Annotated in this window: 2 protein-coding genes (1 of these 2 running past the window's edge); both read left to right on the top strand. The window is 75.3% G+C overall.

Going from position 1 to position 20,553, the window contains the following annotated elements; genetic code table 11:
• Positions 1-77: 77 nt before the first annotated feature.
• Positions 78-15,929, top strand: a complete 15,852-nt coding sequence (locus tag RM844_RS22880) for a non-ribosomal peptide synthetase (protein ID WP_311669227.1) — start codon at positions 78-80, stop codon at positions 15,927-15,929.
• On the top strand, positions 15,926-20,553 hold the 5' portion of the coding sequence (locus RM844_RS22875) for a non-ribosomal peptide synthetase (protein ID WP_311669226.1). It continues 7,861 nt past the right edge of the window; only the first 4,628 of its 12,489 coding nucleotides appear in the window; it begins with the start codon at positions 15,926-15,928; the stop codon falls past the right edge of the window. The genes RM844_RS22880 and RM844_RS22875 overlap by 4 nt, the downstream gene beginning before the upstream one ends.

The raw sequence follows: 20,553 nt of genomic DNA, 5'->3' as shown, positions 1-20,553 counted from the left end.
CCGGCGCCGCCCCCGGCGCCCGGCGTCGGACCGCTTCCCCGGACACCCGCACCACCGCGAGAGAGCGTGGACTGACCATGACCGAGCCCCAGCGCACGCGACTGCCCGTCCTGGCCGCCCAGTTCGAGATCTGGCTCGCCCAGCAGCTCGACCCGCGGTCCGCCGCCTTCAACTGCGGTACCTACCTGGACATCCGGGGCGGGCTCGACCTGGCCCTGCTGCGGGACGCGGTGCTGCGCGCGGTCGGGGAACACGAGGCGCTGCGCACCCGCTACGTCGGGACCCCGGACGGCCCCCGGCAGTACGTCGAGCCGGCCGCCGCCGACACCGTCTGGGAGCTGGTCGACCTCACCGACCGGGGCGCCGCCGCCGAGGCCGCCGCGCGGGCCCGGATGGAGACCGACGTGGGCACCCCCGTCGACCTCGGCGCGACCGGCGGCTGCCGGCACATCGCGTTCCGCCTCGCCGCGGACCGGACCCTGCTCTACTTCCGGTACCACCACATCAGCCTGGACGGCTTCGGCCAGACGCTGCACCTGCGGCGGATCGCCGCCGTCTACCGCGCCCTGGCCGCCGGCGAGCGGCCGCCCGCCGGGCACGCCGCGCCGCTGGCCCGCCTCCTCGACGAGGAGGCGGCCTACGCCGGTTCCGCCGCCCACACCAGGGACCACGCCTACTGGCGGGCCGAGTCGGCCAGCCACACCGGTGCCGCCAGCACCCTCTCCGGCCACCCGGCCGCCGTCCCGGCCGGCCGCCGGCTGCGGCGCACCCTGCGGCTGCGCCCCGCCCAGGTCGAGGGGCTGCGGCGGCTCGCCGAGCAGCGGGGGACCCGCTGGCCGATGGTGGCGCTCGGCGCGGTCACCGTCCTGCTGCGCGGCCTGACCGGCGCCGAGGTGGTGGTGGGCCTGCCGGTCAGCGGGCGTGCCACGCCCGCCGCGCTGGCCACCCCGGCCACCCTCTCCAACGAGCTGCCGCTGCGGCTGCCGGCCGCGCCGGACACCCCGTTCGCCGAGCTGCTCGACGACGTCACCCGCCGGGTCGGCCGGGCCACCCGGCACCAGCGCCCGCGCGGCGAGGAACTCCGGCGCGCCGCCGGCCAGTCGGGCCCGGCGCCGGCCCGGGTCTCGGTCAACATCATGTCCTTCGACCTCGACCTGGACTTCGGTGACGCGGTCGCGGCGGCCACCCTGCTCTCCACCGGCCCGGTCCGCGACCTGTCGATCAACGTGCGGGGCACCCCGGACGGTGCCGACGGCGTCCGGATCACCTTCGAGGCCAACCCCGACCGCTACACCGCTGCCCGCATTGACGCCGAACTCGCCCGGCTCGCACGGGTGTTGGACGAGCTGCTGGCCCGCCCAGAGGCGCCGGTGCGGGACGTCGAGGTGCTCACCGCGGGGGAGCGGGCGGCCGCGCTGGCGGACTGGCGTCCGCCGTCGCCAGGACCGGCCACGCCCGCCACGCCCGCCACGCCTGAGTTGACCGGCCTGTTCACCGCCCAGGCCCGCGCCACCCCGGACGCCACCGCCGTGGTGCACGGCCAGCGCCGGATCAGCTACCGGGAGTTGGACGCCAGCGCCAACCGGCTGGCCCGGCTGTTGCGGGCGCGGGGCGCCGGACCAGAGCGGCTGGTCGGGGTGGCCCTGCCCCGCTCGGTCGACGCCGTCGTCGCGCTGCTGGCCGCGATCCGGGCGGGCGCCGGCTACGTCCCGGTGGACCTGGCCTACCCGGACGAGCGGATCGGCTACCTGCTGGGCGACGCCCGCCCGGTGCTCACCCTGACCACCCGCGCCGAGGCGGCCCGGATCGCCCGCGCCGGCGCCACCGTCCTCGCCCTGGACGACCCGGCGGTCCGGGCCGCCGTCGCGGCCGCCGACGACGGGCCGTTGCCGGCCGACCCGGCGCTCGGCGTCGAACACCCGGCCTACGTCATGTACACCTCCGGCTCGACCGGCCGGCCCAAGGGCGTCGTCGTGCCGCGCGCCGCGCTGGCCGGCTACCTGGGCCACGCGCGGCGCGCCTACCGGCGGACCGCCGACCGGTCCTGGCTGCACTCCTCGCTCGCCTTCGACCTGACCGTCACCGCGCTGCTGGCGCCGCTGACCGCCGGCGGCCAGGTCTGGGTGGCCGACTGGAGCGAGCCGGGGGTGCTGGCAGGCGACGACCGGCCGGTGCTGGTGAAGGCCACCCCCAGCCACCTGGCGGCGCTGCTCAGCGCCCCGGGCCCGCTGCCGCCGATCGATCAACTCGTCATCGGCGGAGAGCAGTTGACCGGCGCGCTGGTCGCCGAGGTGCGGCGCGCGCTGCCGCGGGCCACGGTGCTCAACGAGTACGGGCCGACCGAGGCGACCGTGGGCTGCGCCGTCCACGCGCTGTCGCCCGACGACGCGCCCCCGACCGGCGCGGTGCCCGTCGGCCACCCGGTGCCGGGGGCCCGGATCTGCGTGCTGGACGACTGGCTGCGGCCGGTCCCGGCCGGCGCGCCGGGCGAGCTGTACGTCGCGGGCGCGGGGCTGGCCCGCGGCTACTGGGAGCGCCCCGGGCTGACCGCCGAGCGGTTCGTCGCCGATCCGTTCGGCCCGCCGGGCGCCCGGATGTACCGCACCGGGGACCTGGCGCGGCGCCGGGCCGACGGCCGCCTTGAGTACCTCGGCCGGGCCGACGACCAGGTGAAGATCCGCGGCCACCGGATCGAGTTGGGCGAGATCGAGTCCGTGCTGGCCGGTTTGGCCGGGGTCGGCGCGGCGGCGGCCGTCGCCCGCGAGGACCGGCCGGGCGACCAACGGCTGGTGGCCTACGTGGTGCCGGCCGACCCGGCGCGCGGGGTGCGCGTCGCCGAGCTGCTGGCCCGGCTGCGCTCGGCGCTGCCCGAGTACCTGGTGCCGGCCGCCGTGGTGACGCTCCCCGAGCTGCCGCTGACCGTCAACGGCAAGCTCGACCAACGCGCGCTGCCGGCCCCGGACTTCACCGGGCAGGACAGCGGCCGCGCGGCCCGCACCCCGGTCGAGGAGCTGCTGTGCGGGCTGTTCGCCGAGGTGCTCGGCCTGCCCGGGATCTCCGTGGACGCCGGCTTCTTCGACCTCGGCGGCCACTCGCTGACCGCGACCCGGCTGCTGTCCCGGGTGCACGCGGCGCTCGGCGTCCAGCTGTCCGTGCGGGACTTCTTCGCGGCGCCCACCGTGGCGGGCGTCGCCGAGCTGCTGGCCGCCGGCGCGCCCGGCCGCGCCCGGCTCACCGGCGCCGCCGCCAGGCCGGCCCGCGCCCCGATGTCCTTCGCCCAGCAACGCCTGTGGTTCCTCCACCAGTTGGAGGGCCCGAGCGCCACCTACAACGCGGCGGCGACGCTGCGGGTGACCGGCTCGTTGGATGTCGGCGCGCTGCGCCTGGCGCTCGCCGACGTGGTCGAGCGGCACGAGGCGCTGCGTACCGTCTTCGCCGAGGACCCGGACGGCACCTGGCAGCTGGTGCTGCCGGTCGAGCGGGCCCGCCCCGAGCTGACCGTCCGGGCCGTCGACCAGGACGACGTCGGCGCCCGGGTGCGCGCGGCGGCTCAGCACGCCTTCGACCTCGCCACCGAACCGCCGCTGCGCGCCTGGCTGTTCCACACCACGAAGCCGACCGCCGAGCCGACGGACCAGCCGCCGGACGCCGAACTGGTCGAGGGCGAGGCCACGCTGGTGCTGGTGGTGCACCACATCGCCGGCGACGGCTGGTCGTCCGGGCCGCTGGTCCGCGACCTGACCCGGGCCTACACCGCCCGCGCCGCCGGGCACGCCCCCGACTGGCCGGCGCTCCCGGTGAGTTATGTGGACTACACGCTCTGGCAGCGGGAGCTGCTGGGCGGCGAGGACGACCCGGACAGCGTCATCTCCCGGCAGATCGCCTACTGGACCGAGCAACTCGCCGATTTGCCAGACGAGTTGCCGATCCGCACCGACCGGCCCCGGCCGCTGCGCCCGTCCCACCGGGGTGGCACGGTCCCCTTCACCATCGACGCCGAACTGCACGGCCGGATAGCCGAGTTGGCGGCCCGGCACGGGGTGACCACGTTCATGGTGGTGCGGGCCGCGCTGGCCGTGCTGCTGTCCCGGCTCGGCGGCGGCGAGGACATCCCGATCGGTTCGCCCATCGCGGGCCGCACCGACGAGGCGACGGAGGACCTGGTCGGCTTCTTCGTCAACCTGCTGGTGCTGCGCACCGACCTGTCCGGGGACCCGACCTTCGCCGAACTCCTCGGCCGGGTCCGCCGCACCGACCTGGACGCCCACGCCCACCAGGACGTGCCGTTCGAACGCCTCGTCGAGGCGCTGGACCCGCCCCGCGCGCCGGCGCGCCACCCGCTCACCCAGGTCACCCTCAGCTTCCACAGCACCGAGCGGCACCTCACCCAGGAGACGCTCGCCGGCTTCCCCGGTGCCCGGGTCGCGTTCGAGGAAACCGTCCTGGACCGCGCCAAGTTCGACCTGTCCTGGTCCGTGGTGCCGCGCGGCGAGCTGGCCGACCGCGCCGGCTTCGACGGCACCCTGGAGTACGCCGCCGACCTCTACCACCCGGAGACCGCGCGGGCCGTCGGCGCCCGCTTCGTCCGGCTGCTGCACGCGGTGACCGCCACCCCCGACGCCGCCGTCGGCGACCTCGACGTGCTCGCCGCCGAGGAACGCGCCCTGGTCGTCGAGGAGTGGAACCGCACCACGACGGCGGTGCCCGAGCACTCGCTGGCCGCGCTGTTCGCCCGCCGGGTCGCCGAACGGCCGTCCGCCGTCGCCGTGGTCAGCGGCGCGGAGCAGGTCTCCTACGCCGAGTTGAACGGCCGCGCCGAGCGGCTCGCCCGGGCGCTGACCGCCAGGGGCGTGCGCGCCGAGACCCCCGTGCTGGTGGTGCTGCCGCGTGGGGTGGACGCGGTGGTGGCGGTGCTGGCGGTGGTGAAGGCGGGTGGGGTGTATGTGCCGGTCTCGGCGGGTCTGCCGGTTGAGCGGCTGCGGTTCATCGTGGCGGACACCGGGGCCCGGGTTGCGGTGTCGGAGGGTGAGGGTGCGGTGGGTCTGGCCGCTCTCGGTCTGGTCGTGGTCCCTCCGGAGGCGTCCGTGGACGCCGACGCACCTGTCGGGGAACCCGTCGCTGACTCCGGGCCGGTGGTCGCCGATCGTCTGGCCTATGTGATGTACACCTCGGGTTCGACGGGCACCCCGAAGGGGGTGGCGGTCACCCAGCGGAACGTGTTGGACCTCGCGGCGGACCGGGCCTGGCTCGGTGGCTCCCACGAGCGGGTCCTGTTGCACTCGCCGCAGTCCTTCGACGCCTCGACGTTCGAGACCTGGGTGCCGCTGCTGGCCGGCGGCCGGATCGTCATCGCCCCGCCAGGCGACGTGGATGTCACCGTGCTGGGCCGGGCGATCGAACGCCACGGCGTCACCGCCGTCTTCATGACCACCGCGCTGTTCCACCTGATGGCCGAGGAGGCGCCCGAACGGCTGCGCGGCCTGCGCGAGTTGTGGACCGGTGGCGAGGCGGTCTCGGCCGCCGCGTTCGCCCGGGTGGCCCGGGTCTGCCCGGGCCTGCGGCTCTTCGACGTCTACGGGCCGACCGAGACCACCACCTTCGCCACCAGCTACCCCGTGCCGGGGGACGTGGAGTTGTCCGGCCCGGTGCCGATCGGCGGGCCGTTGGACAACACCCGGGCCTATGTGCTGGACGGGCGGTTGCGGCCGGTGCCGGTCGGTGTGGTGGGGGAGTTGTACCTCGCCGGTACCGGGCTGGCTCGCGGCTACTGGGGGCAGCCGGGCCTGACCGCGGGCCGGTTCGTGGCCTGCCCGTTCCCCGCCGACGCCGGGCGGCGGATGTACCGTACCGGCGACCTGGTGCGCTGGCGGGCCGACGGCCGGCTGGAGTTCGTCGGCCGCGCCGACGACCAGGTCAAACTCCGGGGCTTCCGGATCGAGTTGGGCGAGATCGAGACCGCCGTCACCCGCCTCGACACCATCGCCCACGCCCGGGTGCTGATCCGCGAGGACCAGCCGGGCGACCGGCGGCTGGTCGCCTACGCGGTACCGGCCGAGGCCGGCGCCGGCCTGGACACCGCCGCCGTGCTGGCCGCCCTGCGGGCCCAACTCCCCGACTACATGGTGCCGTCCGCCGTCGTCCCGCTTCCCGAGCTGCCGCTGACCGTCAACGGCAAGCTGGACCGGCGCGCGCTGCCGGCCCCCGACCACGACCCGGCCGCCACCGGCGGCCGCGCCCCCCGCACCCCCGTCGAGGAGGTGCTCTGCGGCCTGTTCGCCGAGGTGCTCGGCCTGCGCGAGGTCTCGGTGGACGCCGGCTTCTTCGACCTCGGGGGCCACTCACTGCTCGCCTCCCGGCTCGCCTCCCGGGTCCGCACCTCCCTCGGCGTCGAACTCGCCGTCCGCGACGTCTTCGAGGCGCCCACCGTGGCCGGCATCGCCGCCCGCCTCGACTCCGCCACGGCCGGCCGCCCCCGCCTCGCCCCCCGCGACCCGCGACCGGACCGGGTGCCTGTCTCGCACGCCCAGCAGCGGCTGTGGTTCCAGCACACCCTGGAAGGCCCCGCCGCCACCTACAACATCCCGCTCGCGCTGCGGCTCCCCGGCCGGCTCGACGCCGAGGCGCTCCGGCGCGCCCTGACCGACGTGGTCGGCCGGCACGAGGCGCTGCGCACCGTCTTCGCCGAGGACCAGCGGGGCGCCCGGCAGGTCGTGCTGCCCGCCGAGAAGGCCCAGCCGGAGCTGACGGTGGCCACCGTGCCGGCCGCCGAGGCCGCCGCGCTGGCCCGCGACGCCGCCCGGCAGCCCTTCGACCTGGCCACCGAACTGCCCCTGCGGGCCTGGCTGTTCCACACCGACCAGGCCGGGGCCGGCACCGAGACGCCGGCCTCGACGCTGGTGCTGGTCATGCACCACATCGCCGGCGACGGACTCTCGCTGGCCCCGCTGGCCCGCGACCTGGCCCGCGCCTACACCGCCCGCGCCGCCGGCCACGAGCCGGACTGGGCGCCGCTGCCCGTGCAGTACGCCGACTACACGCTCTGGCAGCGGGACGCCCTCGGCAGCGAGGACGACCCGGACAGCCCGCTCTCCCGCCAGGTCGCCTACTGGCAACGCCAACTCGCCGGCCTGCCCGACGCGTTGCCGCTGCCCACCGACCGGCCCCGACCGGCCAGGGCCGGCCAGGACGGCGGCCGCGTCCGGTTCACCATCGACGCCGAACTGCACGGCCGCGTCAACGAGTTGGCCGCTCGGCACGCGGTCAGCGCGTTCATGGTGGTGCAGGCCGCGCTGGCCACCCTGCTCTCCCGGCTCGGCGGCGGCGACGACATCGCCCTCGGCTCGCCCATCGCGGGCCGCACCGACGAGGCCACCGAGGACCTGGTCGGCCTCTTCCTCAACACCCTGGTGCTGCGCACCGACCTGTCCGGCGACCCCACCTTCACCGAGCTGCTCGCCCGGGTCCGCCGCACCAACCTGGACGCCTACAGCCACCAGGACGTGCCCTTCGAGCGCCTCGTCGAGGTCGTCAACCCGGCCCGCTCGCTGGCCCGGCACCCGCTCTTCCAGGTGTGGCTCGCCTTCAACAGCGTCCACCAGGACAGCGCCCGCACCGCCCTGGCGTCCCTCGGCGCCGGCGCCGGCACCGTCGAACCGGTGGACGTCGACCTCGCCCAGTTCGACCTGGCCTGGACCCTGGCCCCGCGCGGCCCCGCCGACGGCGCCCCCGCCGGCCTCGACGGCGACCTCATCTACCGCACCGACCTCTTCGACCGGACCACCGCCGAGGCCCTCACCGCCCGGCTCCGCCAGCTGCTGGCCGCCGTCACCCGGCGGCCCGACACGCCGGTCCGCGCCCTCGACCTGCTCACCGACGAGGAACGGGCCCGCCTGCTGGCCGGCCGGCGGGCCAGCGCCGTGGACACCGGCCCGGCCCGCACCTTCCCCGAGCTGTTCGCCGAACGCGTCCGGCAGGCCCCCGGGGCGCCGGCCCTGATCGGCGCCGACCGCCAGCTCAGCTACGCCGAACTCGACGGCCGGGCCAACCAGTTGGCCCACCATCTGCGAGCCGTCGGGCTGCCGGCCGAGGGCCGGGTCGTCGTGCTGCTGCCCCGTTCCCTCGACCTCGCCGTCGCCGCCCTCGCCGTGCAACAGGCCGGCGGCGTCTACGTTCCCGTCGACCCGAACTACCCGCCGGACCGAATCGCCTTCATCCTCCGGGACTGCGCCGCCAGCGCCGTCCTCACCAGCGCCCGCCTGGAAGCCCGACTGCCGGCCGAACTCGACGCGCACCGCGTCGTGTTGGACGCCGAGGAGACCCGCGCCTCGCTCGCCGACCGGCCCACCAGCCAGCCCGCCGGCCGGCCGGGCACCGCCGGGCGCGGCGCCTACCTGATCTACACCTCCGGCTCCACCGGCACCCCCAAGGGCGTGCTGGTCACCCACGCCGGCGTCGCCAGCCTCGCCCACACCCAGCGCCACCGGCTCGGCCTGACCGGCGACAGCCGGGTCCTCCAGTTCGCCTCGCCGGGCTTCGACGCCTCCTGGTGGGAGCTGTGCATGGCGCTGCTCTCCGGCGCCGCCCTCGTCGTGGACGACGGCACCGACACCTGGCACGACGGCCTGGCCCGCGCCCTCACCGACCACGGCGTCACCCACGCCACCCTGCCGCCCGCCCTGGTCGGCAACCTGGACGCGGCCACCTTCCCGCGCCCGTTCACCCTGGTCCTCGCCGGCGAGGCGTGCCCGCCCGACCTGGTGGACCGCTGGGCCACCGCGGGGCGCGCCCTGTTCAACGCCTACGGCCCCACCGAGACGACGGTCTGCGCCACCATGACGGAGCCGCTGACCCCGGGCGCCGGCACCCCGCCGATCGGCAGGCCGGTCGCCAACGCCCGGGTCTACGTGCTGGACGACGGGCTGCGGCCGGTGCCGACCGGGGTGCTGGGCGAGCTGTACGTGACCGGCGCCGGGCTGGCGCGCGGTTACTGGGGCCAACCCGGGCTGACCGCGGGCCGGTTCGTCGCCGACCCGTTCGCGACCGAGCCGGGCGCCCGGATGTACCGCACCGGCGACCTGGTGCGGTGGCGGGCGGACGGCCAGCTCGAGTTCGCCGGCCGCGCCGACGACCAGGTCAAACTGCGCGGTTTCCGGATCGAGTTGGGCGAGGTGGCGGCCGCGCTGGCCGCCCTGGACGGGGTCGGGCAGGCCGTCGCCGTGATCCGCGAGGACCAGCCGGGCGACCGCCGGCTGGTCGCCTACGCGGTGCCGGCCGGCCCCGAAACCGGCCCCGAAGCCGGTGCCGGCTCCGAAGCCGGAGCCGGCCGGGGCGCCCGCGCCGGCGAGGGCACCGAGGCAGGCAGCGGCGCCGGCCTGGACGTCGCGCGGCTGGTCGAGAGCCTCCAACAGGCGCTTCCCGAGTACCTCGTGCCGTCCGCCGTCGTCCCGCTGCCGGCGCTGCCGCTGACCGTCAACGGCAAGGTGGACCAGGCGGCGCTGCCGGCCCCCGGCCTCGCCGCGCCGGCCGCCGCCGGCCGGGCGCCGGCGAACCCGGCCGAGGAGTTCCTCTGCGGCCTCTTCGCCGAGGTGCTCGGCCTGCCCGAAGTCCCCGTCGACGCCGGCTTCTTCGACCTCGGCGGCGACAGCATCCTCTCCATCCAGCTGGTCAGCCGCGCCCGGCGCGCCGGCTGGCGGATGTCGGTCCGGGACGTCTTCAAGCTGAAGACCGCCGCCGAACTGGCCAGGGCGCTCAAGCCCGTTGACGCCGGCGGCGGCTTCGGTGACGCCGAGGGCGCCGGCCCCCTGCCGCTGCTGCCGGTCGGCCGCTGGCTGGTGGAACGCGGCGGCTTCGACTCCGTCAACCAGTCCCAGACGGTCCGCGCCCCCGCTGGCCTGACCCGGGACGAACTGCACGCCACCGTCGGCCTGTTGGTGGACCGGCACGACGCGCTGCGCTGGCGGCTCACCGACGGCGCCGGCGGCTGGGGCGCCGAGGTGGGCCCGGCCGGCTCGGTGCCGGTGGCCGACCGGATCTCCCGGGTGGACGCGGCCGCGCTGACCGACGAGCAGCTGACCGAACGCGCCGGGACGGAGGCGGTCCGGCTGCGGGACGCGCTGGACCCGCGCGCCGGCCAGGTCTGGGGCATGGCCTGGCTGGACCGGGGCCCCGAGACGCCCGGCCTGCTGGTGTGGGTGGCGCACCACCTGGTGGTGGACGGGGTGTCCTGGCGGGTGCTGCTGCCCGACCTGGCGCAGGCCCACGCGGCCGTCCGGGCCGGCCGGAGTGGCCCGGACGCCCTGGGCGCCGTCGGTTCCTCGCTCCGCTGGTGGTCCCGGCGGCTGGTCGACTCGGCCGCCTCCCGGCGCCCGGAGCTGGACTGGTGGGCGTCGGTCGCCGACGCCGGCCGGCCGCTCCTCGCCGACGGGCAGCCGCTGACCCCGGCCGACACCCACGCCACCGCCGGCAGCCTCGCCGTCCCGGTGCCGGTCAAGGTGACCGAGGCGGTGCTGACCCGGCTGCCCGGCCTGTTCCGGGCCCGGGTGGACGAGGTGCTGCTCGCCGGCTTCGGGCTCGCCGTCCAACGCTGGTGCGCCGAACGCGGCGTCGAGGTACCCGAGTCCGTGGTGCTTGACCTGGAGGGCCACGGCCGCGCCGAGGACGCCGTACCCGGTGCCGAACTCTCCCGCACCGTCGGCTGGTTCACCAGTGTGTACCCGGTGCGGGTGAGCCCCGGCACGGTGCCCTGGGACGACGTCCGGGCGGGCGCGCCCGCGCTGGGCGGGGTCGTCAAGCGGGTCAAGGAGCAGCTGCGCCAGGCGCCGGGTGACGGCCTCGGCTACGGCCTGCTCCGTTACCACGACCCGGAGGGCCGCGCCCGGCTCGCCCCGCTGCCCACCCCGGAGATCGGCTTCAACTACCTGGGCCGCTTCGACTCCACCCGCCAGGAGGCACCGGACGCCGCCGCCTGGGCCCCCGTCCAGGCCGGCATCGCCGGGCAGGGCCCGGACGCGCCGCTCGCCCACCACCTGGAGCTGACCGCCGTCGCCGAGGAGACCCCCGCCGGGCTCGCCCTCACGGTGCACCTGATCTGGAACGGCAACGCGCTGCCCACCCCCGAGGCCGAGGCCCTCACCCGGCTGTTCGTCGCGGCCCTCAACGGTCTCGCCGGCTACGCCGACCGCCCCGACGCCGGCGGCGTCACCCCGGGCGACGTGGCCCTGCCCGACGCCAGCCAGGCCGAGTTGGACGCCTGGGAGGACGGCCGCCCCTGGATCGAGGACGTGCTGCCGCTCTCCCCCCTCCAGGAAGGGCTGCTCTTCCACAGCCTGTACGACGAGGCCGCGCCCGACGTCTACACCAACCAGGTCCGCTTCGACCTGACCGGCCCGGTGGACCACGAGGCGCTGCGCGCCGCCGTGGTCGGCGTGCTGGCCCGGCACGCCAACCTGCGGGCCGGCTTCCGGATGCGGGACTCCGGCCAGTGGGCCGCGCTGGTGCCCCGCGCCGCCGAACTGCCCTGGCGGGTGATCGACCTGTCCGGCCTGACGCCCGAGGCGGCCGAGGCCGAGACCGACCGGCTGGTCGAGGCCGACCAACGGGCCAGGTTCGACCTCGGCCGGCCCCCGCTGCTGCGCGGCACACTCGTCCGACTCGCCCCGCGCCGGCACCGGTTCCTGCTGAGCAGCCATCACATCCTGTGGGACGGCTGGTCGTTGCCGCTGGTCCTCGGCGAGGTGCTGGCCCGGTACGCGGGTGACGACCCGGCCCCGGCCCGCCCCTACCGCGACTACCTCGGGTGGCTGGGGAACCGGCCGGCCGGCGCCGCCGAGACCGCCTGGGACGAGGCGCTCGCGGACGTCGAGCCCACCCTGGTCGCGCAGGGCGCCACCGAGGTGGCCGTTCCCGAGCAGCGCACCACCCTGCTGGACGCGGCGACCACCGGCGCGCTGGAGACCCGGGCCAGGGAGTGGGGCGTCACCCTCAACACCCTGGTGCGGGCCGCCTGGGCGCTGACCCTGTCCGCGCTGACCGGCCGCGCCGACGTGGTCTTCGGCGCCACCGTCTCGGGCCGGCCACCCGAGCTGACCGGGGTGGAGACCATGGTCGGCCTCTTCATCAACACCGTCCCGGTCCGGGTCCGCCTCGACCCCGCCGAGTCCCTCCGCGAGCTGGCCGTCCGGCTGCACGCCGAACAGTCGGCGCTGCTGGACCACCAGCACACCCGGCTCGCCGACCTCCAACGCCGAACCGGCCACCCCACCCTCTTCGACACCGCCGTCACCTTCGAGAACTACCCGGTCAACGGCGCCGCGCTGGACCGGCGGCTCGCCGAACTCGACCTGCGGCTGGGCGAGGTGACCGGCACCAGCGCCTCGCACTACCCGATGGGCCTGGTCGTCGTCCCCGGCGAACGGCTGGGCGTCACCTTCAAGTACCAGCCGGCGGCCTGGCCGCCGGACGCCCTGGAACGCTGCGCCGCCGGCTTCCTCGACCTGCTCGGCCGGTTCGCCGCCGCCGACGCCGACGACGCCGACGACGCGGGCACGCCGGTCGGCGCCCTCAGCCCGCTGGCCCCGGCCGAGCGGCGCCGCCTGCTGGTGGAGTGGGCCGGCGCCACCGTCCCGCCCTCGCCGGTCGGCGACCTCGGCGACCTGTTCGCCGGACAGGCCCGCGAGACGCCCACGGCGCTGGCCGTGGTCTGCGGCGAACAGCGGCTCACCTACGCCGAGTTGCATGACCGGGTGGGCCGGCTGGCCCGGCTGCTGACGGGCCTGGGCGTCGGCCCCGAGACCCTGGTCGGCGTGCTGCTGCCGCGCTCGGTCGACGCCGTGGTCGGCTTCCTCGCGGTGCTCAGGGCCGGCGCCGGCTATGTGCCGGTGGACATCGACCACCCGGACGCGCGGGTCGGCCTGGTGCTCGGCGACGCCCGCCCCGTGGCCACCCTGACGGTCACCGCCCAGGCCGAGCGGCTCACCCGGCTCGGCCGGGGCGGCACCCCGGTCGTGCTGGACGACCCGGCGACCACGGCCGCGCTGGCCGCCGGACCGCCGGCCCCCGACGCGCCGCCCGCGCCGGCCAACCCGGCCGGCGTCGCCTACCTGATCTACACCTCCGGCTCCACCGGCCGCCCCAAGGGCGTCATCACCCCGCGAGGCGCGCTGGCCGCCTACCTGACGCACGCCAGGCGGGCCTACGCGGGCCCGATCGGCGGCTGGACCCTGGTGTCCTCCTCGCTCGCGTTCGACATGACGGTCACGGCCCTGCTCACGCCCCTCGTCTCGGGCGGCGCGGTGTGCCTGGCCGCGCTGGACGAGCCGCCCGCGCTGGCCGGCGTCGGCGACGGCGGCCCGCCCACCCTGATGAAGGTGACCCCTTCCCACCTGCCCCTCCTCCAGGCCCTGCCGGCGGCCGTCTCCCCGACCGGGATGCTGCTGGTGGCCGGCGAGGCGCTGCACGGCGAGGCGTTCGCCGACTGGCGGGCGGCGCACCCCGAGGCGGTGGTCGGTAACAACTACGGGCCGACCGAGACGACGGTCACCGCCACCGAGTTCCGGATCGAGCCCGGAGACCCGGCCCCGACCGGACCGATCCCCATCGGGCGACCGCTGCCACACGTCCGCGGGTACGTTCTCGACGGCTGGCTGCGGCCGGTCCCGCCCGGCGTGCCGGGCGAGTTGTACCTGTCCGGCGCCGGGCTGGCGCGCGGCTACTGGGACGAACCCGGGCTGACCGCCGGCCGGTTCGTCGCCAACCCGTTCGCCGCCGAGCCGGGCGCCCGGATGTACCGGACCGGGGACGTGGTGCGGTGGCGGGCCGACGGCCGGTTGGAGTTCGTCGGCCGGGTCGACCACCAGGTCAAACTCCGCGGCTTCCGGATCGAGCTGGGCGAGATCGAGGCCACGTTGAACGCCATCGACGAAGTCGGCCGGGCGGTCGTCGTGGTCCGCGAGGACCGGCCCGGACACCGGCGGCTGGTCGCCTACCTGACACCGGCCGACGGCATGCCCCACCCGGACGCCGCCCGGCTCACCGCCGCACTCCGCGACCAGCTCCCCGACCACCTGGTGCCCTCGGCCGTCGTGGTCCTCGACCGGCTGCCGCTGACCAGGAACGGCAAGGTGGACCGGCCGGCGCTGCCCGCCCCGGAGCCGGAGCACCTCACCGAGCGGCGCCACCGCGCCCCCACCGGCGCGGCCGAGGAAGTGCTGTGCGCGCTCTTCGCCGAGGTGCTGGGGCTGCCCGAGGTCCCGGTCGACGCCGGGTTCTTCGACCTCGGCGGGGACAGCATCCTCTCCATCCAGGTGGTCAGCCGCGCCAGGTCCGCCGGCTGGGCGGTCTCCGTCCGTGACATCTTCGAACAACGGACTCCCGCCGGGGTCGCCCGGGTCGCCAGGCCGGTGGCGGACCAGGCCACGCACGCGGACGATGTCGGCGTCGGAGCGTTCCCGCTGCTCCCCGTCGCCCGCGCCCTTCTCGACCGCGGCGGCGCCACCCACCGGTTCGCCCAGGCCCAGGCGGTGCGCGCACCGGCCGGCCTGACCCGGGACGAACTACGCGCGGCCGTGGGCCTGTTGGTGGACCGGCACGACGCGCTGCGCTGGCGGCTCACCGGGGGTTCTGACGACGACCGGGCCGCCGAGGTGGGCGCGGCCGCCCCGGTGCCGATCGACGACCTGATCGCCCGGGTGGACGCCACCGGCCTGACGACCGACGAGGCGGCCCGGTTGGCCAGCGACGCGGCGCTCCCGGCCCGCGACGCGCTGGACCCGGCCGGCGGCGTGCTGTGGCGGCTGGTCTGGCTGGACCGGGGCGCCGCGGAGCCGGGTCTGTTGGTGTGGGTGGTGCATCACCTGGTGGTGGACGGGGTGTCCTGGCGGGTGCTGCTGCCCGACCTGGCCCGAGCCCACGCGGCGGTTCGCGCCGGCACCGCGGGGCCCGACACGCTCGAACCCGTCGGCTCCTCGCTGCGCTGGTGGTCCCGCCGGCTGGTGGCCTCGGCCGCCGACCGGCGCCCGGAACTCGCCTGGTGGGAGTCGGTCGCCGGCGCCGCCACCCCCATCCTCGGCGCCGCCCGGCAGCGGTGGGGCACCTACGCGGACGCCGAGCAGCTCGCCGTCCCGGTGCCAGCCGAGGTGACGGACGCGGTGCTCAACCGGCTGCCCGGTCTCTTCCAGGCCGGCGTGGACGACCTGCTCCTCACCGCCCTCGCGCTCGCGGTCCGCCGCTGGTGCGAGGATCGCGAGCGCCGGGCGCCCGCCGCGGTGGTGCTCGACCTGGAGGGCCACGGCCGCGCCGAGGAAGCCGTACCCGGTGCCGAACTCTCCCGCACCGTCGGCTGGTTCACCAGCGTGCACCCGGTCCGGCTGGCGCCGGGCGAGATCACCTGGAGCAGCGTCCAGGCCGGCGGCGCCGAACTGGGCACCGTGGTCAAGCGGGTCAAGGAACAGCTCCGCGAGGTGCCGGGCGACGGCCTCGGCTACGGCCTGCTCCGCCACCACGACCCGGAGGGTCGGGCGCGCCTCGCCTCGCTGCCCGCCCGCGAGCTGGCCTTCAACTACCTGGGCCGGGTCACCGTCGACGACCGGGAGGGCGCGACCGGCGACGGAACGGACTGGGCCCCGCTGCCCGGCGGCCCACTCGACCTGCCCCGGCCCGACGTGCCGCTGTCCCACCCGCTGACCCTCAACGCCCTGACCGAGGTCGGCCCCCACGGGCCACGGCTCACTCTCTACTGGAGCTGGAGCCCGGCCGCCGTCAGCAGGGCCGACCTCGAACGCCTGGCCAACTACCACCTTCAGGCCCTCACCGGCTTCGCGACCCACGCCGACGACCCGAACGCGGGCGGCCTCACGCCCAGCGACGTCGCCATGTCGCTGCTCGACCAGCACGAAATCGACCTTCTTGACACGGAGTGGGGGATGTTCGAGTGAACACCAACCGGAACATCGAGGACATTCTTCCGCTTTCCTCCCTCCAGGAGGGGCTGCTCTTCCACGCCGTCTACGACGAGGAGAGCACCGACCTCTATGTGCGGTGCCTCGCCATCGACCTGGAAGGCGCGCTCGACGGCGAGCTGCTCCGCCGCTCCTTCGCGACCCTGCTGCGCCGCCACGGCAACCTGCGCGCCGGCTTCCGCCACGAGGGCCTCAGCCGCGTCGTCCAGGTCATCCCGCGCACCGTCGAGATTCCGTGGCGCGCCGTGGACCTGCGGGACCGGACACCCGCCGAGGCGGAGGCCGAGGCGGAACGGCTGGTGGCGGCCGACCGTTGGGCCAGGTTCGACCTGGCCCGGCCTCCGCTGCTGCGCTGCCTGCTCATCCGACTGAGCGACCAGCACTACCGGTTCGTCCTGACCAACCACCACATCCTCTGGGACGGCTGGTCGTCGGCGCTGATGATGCGCGAGGTGCTCGCCCTCTACGCGCGCGGTGCGGACGACACCGGACTGCCCGCGGTCCGGCCCTACCGCGACTTCCTGGCCTGGCTCGCCCGACAGGACGCGGCGGCCGCCCGCGCCGCCTGGACCGAGGCACTCGCCGACGTCCGCCCCACCCTGGTCTCCCCCGAGGTGGGCGGCACGGTCGTCTCCGAGCGGGTGACCGTCGCCGCCGACCAGCCGCTGACGGCGGCGCTCAACGCCCGCGCCCGCGCGTGGGGTGTCACCCTCAACTCGCTGGTCCAGTCGGTCTGGGCGCTGTCGCTCTCCGGGCTGACCGGGCAGACCGACGTGGTCTTCGGTGCCACCGTCTCGGGCCGGCCACCCGAGCTGGCCGGGGTGGAGACCATGGTCGGCCTCTTCATCAACACCACCCCCGTCCGGGTCCGCCTCGACCCGGCCGAGACCCTCCGCGAGCTGGCCGTCCGCGTACACCGGGAACAGGGGCGCCTGCTGGAGTACCAGCACACCCCGCTCACCGAGATCCAGCGCTGGGCCGGGCACGCGCCCCTCTTCGACACCGCCCTCACCTTCGAGAACTACCCGGTCAACGGTTCGGTCCTCGGCGAACAACTCGCCGGCACGGACCTGCGGCTGCGCGACATCCAGGGCACCAGTGCCTCGCACTACCCGATCGGGGTGGTCGCCATCCCGGGCGAGCGCCTGGAGCTGATGTTCAACTACCAGCCCAGCGTCTGGCGGCGGGACGAGATCCAGGAGTGCGCCGACACCTTCCTGCGCGTGCTCGGCCACCTCGCGGACGGCTCCCAGGAGCCGATCGGCACCCTCCGACTCCAGTCCGCCGCCGCCCGTGCGCGGTGGGTGGGGGAGTGGGGTGGTGAGTCGGTGGTGGTGCCGCCGGTGGGGGATGTGGTGGGGATGTTTGAGGAGCGGGTGCGGGTTTCGCCGGGGGCGGTGGCGGTTGTTTCGGGTGGTGAGCGGTTGTCGTATGGGGAGTTGGATGGGCGGGCGAATCGGTTGGCGCGGTTGTTGGTGGGTTTGGGGGTGGGGGTGGAGTCGTTGGTTGGGGTGGTGTTGCCGCGTTCGGTGGATGTGGTGGTGGGGTTGTTGGCGGTGTTGAAGGCGGGGGGTGGTTATGTGCCGGTGGATGTGGAGTATCCGGATGAGCGGGTGGGTTATGTGTTGGGGGATTCCCGTCCGGTGGTGACGTTGACGGTGTCGTCGGAGGCGGGGCGGTTGGCGTCGTTGGGTGTGGGTGGGGTGGTGGTGTGTCTGGATGATCCGGAGGTTGTGGGGCAGTTGGCGGCTGTTTCGCCGGCTGGCTTGGGTGAGGTGGGCGTGGGTTCTTCGTCGGTGGCGTATGTGGTTTATACGTCGGGTTCGACGGGTCGGCCTAAGGGTGTGGTGGTGTCGCGTGGGTCGTTGGGGGCGTATGTGGGGTATGCGCGGGGTGCTTATGTGGGGGTGGCTGGTGGGTGGTCGTTGGTGCCTTCTTCGGTGGCGTTTGATTTGACGGTGACGGGGTTGTTCACGCCGTTGGTTTCGGGTGGTGCGGTGTGTTTGGCGGGGTTGGAGGAGGAGGCCGCGGTGGTGGGGTTGGGTGTGGGGGGTGGTGGGCCTTCGTTGATGAAGGTGACGCCTTCGCATGTGGGGTTGTTGGAGTCGTTGCCGAAGTCGGTTTCGCCGTCGGGGTTGTTGTTGGTGGGGGGTGAGGCGTTGCGGGGTGAGGTGTTGGAGCGGTGGCGTTCGTTGTTTCCTTCGGTGGTGGTGGCGAATGTCTATGGGCCGAGTGAGGCGACGGTGAACTGTACGGAGTTTCGTCTTTTGCCGGGGGAGGGGACTCCGGTGGGGGCGGTGCCGATTGGGCGGCCGTTTCCGCATGCGCGGGTGTTTGTGTTGGATGGTTGGTTGCGGCCGGTTCCGCCGGGTGTGGTGGGTGAGTTGTATATCGCGGGTGCTGGTGTGGCGCGGGGGTATTGGGAGCGTCCTGGTCTTTCGGCGTCGCGTTTTGTCGCGAATCCGTTCAGCACGACGCCGGGTGCGCGGATGTATCGGTCTGGGGATGTGGTGCGGTGGCGGGCGGATGGTCAGTTGGAGTTTGTGGGGCGGGTTGATGATCAGGTGAAGTTGCGGGGGTTCCGGATCGAGTTGGGCGAGGTCGAGGCCGTGCTCGCGGGTCTGGACGGGGTTTCCCGGGCGGCGGTGGTGGTTCGGGAGGACCAGCCGGGGGACCAGCGGCTGGTGGCCTATGTGGTCGGACCGGACGCGCAGGTGCCGGCGCTGCTGGACGGGCTGCGGGCCGTACTGCCCGACTACATGGTGCCCGCGGCGATCGTCGTCCTCGACGCGCTGCCCCTGACCCCCAACGGCAAGCTCAACCGCGACGCGCTGCCCGCGCCCGACCTCGACGCCCTGGCGGAAAGCGGACGCGGCCCCCGCACCCCCGTCGAGGAGGTGCTCTGCGAGCTGTTCGCCGAGGTCCTCGGCCTGCCCCGGGTCTCCATCGACGTCCCCTTCGGGGAGCTGGGCGGCCACTCGCTGCTCGCCATGCGGCTGGTCTCCCGCATCCGCTCGGTGCTCGGCGTCGAGCTGGCCATCCCGGACTTCTACGACCACGCCACCGTCGCCGGCGTCGCCGGCGTGGTCGACCTCGGCGGGCGCGGGCGCGCCCCGCTGCGCGCCGTCGAGCCCAGGCCGCAGCGGGTGCCCGTCTCCTACGCGCAGGAACGCCTCTGGTTCCTCCACCAGTTGGAGGGTCCCAGCCCCACCTACAACATCCCCATGGCGCTCCGGCTGACCGGCCGGCTGGACGCCGACGCGCTCCAGCAGGCGCTGGCCGACGTGGTCGCCCGGCACGAGGTGCTGCGCACCGTCTTCGCCGAGGACGAGCAGGGGGCCCGCCAGGTGATCCTCGCCGCCGACCGGGCCCGACCGCGCATCGCCCGCGAGCGGGTCACCGCCGCCGAGGTGCCGGCCCGGCTGGCCCAGCTCGGCCGGCACACCTTCGACCTCGCCGCCGACCTGCCGCTGCGCGCCTGGCTGCTGGAGCTGACCCCGGAAGAGGAGCCCGCACCAGGGGCGGAGCCGCACGAGTGGCTGCTGGTCGTCGTCGTGCACCACATCGTCAGCGACCTCTGGTCCAGGGACCGGCTGGGCCGGGACCTGACCCGCGCCTACGCGGCCCGCACCCGCGGTCGCGCGCCCGGCTGGTCGCCGCTGCCGGTGCAGTACGCCGACTACACCCTCTGGCAGCGTGAGACGCTCGGCGACGAGCGGGACCCGGAGAGCGTGCTGGCCCGCCAGATCGGCTACTGGCGGCAGCAACTCGCCGACTTGCCTGACGAGTTGCCGCTTCCCGCCGACCGGCCCCGGCCGGCCGCCGCCACCTTCAGGGGCGGTCGGGTACCGATCGAGATCCCTGCCGAGACCCACCGCGCCCTGGTGGCGCTCTCCCGCCGCGCCCGGTGCAGCGTCTTCATGGTGGTGCAGGCTGCCCTGGCCACCCTGCTGTCCCGGCTCGGCGGGGGTGAGGACATCGCGCTGGGTTCGCCGATCGCGGGTCGTACGGACGAGGCGACGGAGGACCTGGTCGGGTTCTTCGTCAACACACTGGTGTTGCGGACCGACCTGTCCGGGGACCCGACCTTCGCCGAGTTGCTCGGCCGGGTCCGGCGTACCAACCTGGACGCGTACGCGCACCAGGACGTGCCGTTCGAGCGCCTCGTCGAGGTGCTCAACCCGGCCCGCTCCCTCGCCCGACACCCCCTCTTCCAGGTCCTGTTGGCCTTCAACAACGCGGGTGAACACCGCGACGCCAGCACCCTCGACCTGCCGGGGCTCACCGCCAGCGGCGAGCGCGTCGACACCGACCACGCCCGCTTCGACCTCACCCTCTCGCTCGGCGAACACCGCACCGAGGAGGGCGAGGCGGCCGGCATCACCGGTTCCCTCGGCTTCAGCGCCGACCTCTTCGACCCGGACACCGCGGCCACCCTGGCGCGCCGCTTCACCCGGGTGCTGGCCGGCGTCGCCGCCGACCCCGCCCGCCGGGTGCGGGACCTCGACATCCTGCTCCCCGGTGAGCGGGAGGTGTTGGTGCCGGTGCCGGTGCCTGTTGTGGGGTCGGGGTTGGGGTCTGGTGGGACGTTGGTGGGGTT

This window comes from Streptomyces chisholmiae (genome assembly GCF_031845445.1).
Lineage (GTDB): Bacteria > Actinomycetota > Actinomycetes > Streptomycetales > Streptomycetaceae > Streptomyces > Streptomyces chisholmiae.
Note: the sequence above shows the minus strand (reverse complement) of the source record. Positions and strands in the feature narration are given on the sequence as shown.

Coding starts and splice junctions, on each gene's coding strand:
- RM844_RS22880 (WP_311669227.1), top strand. CDS start 78: ATGACCGAGCCCCAGCGCACGCGACTGCCCGTCCTGGCCGCCCAGTTC.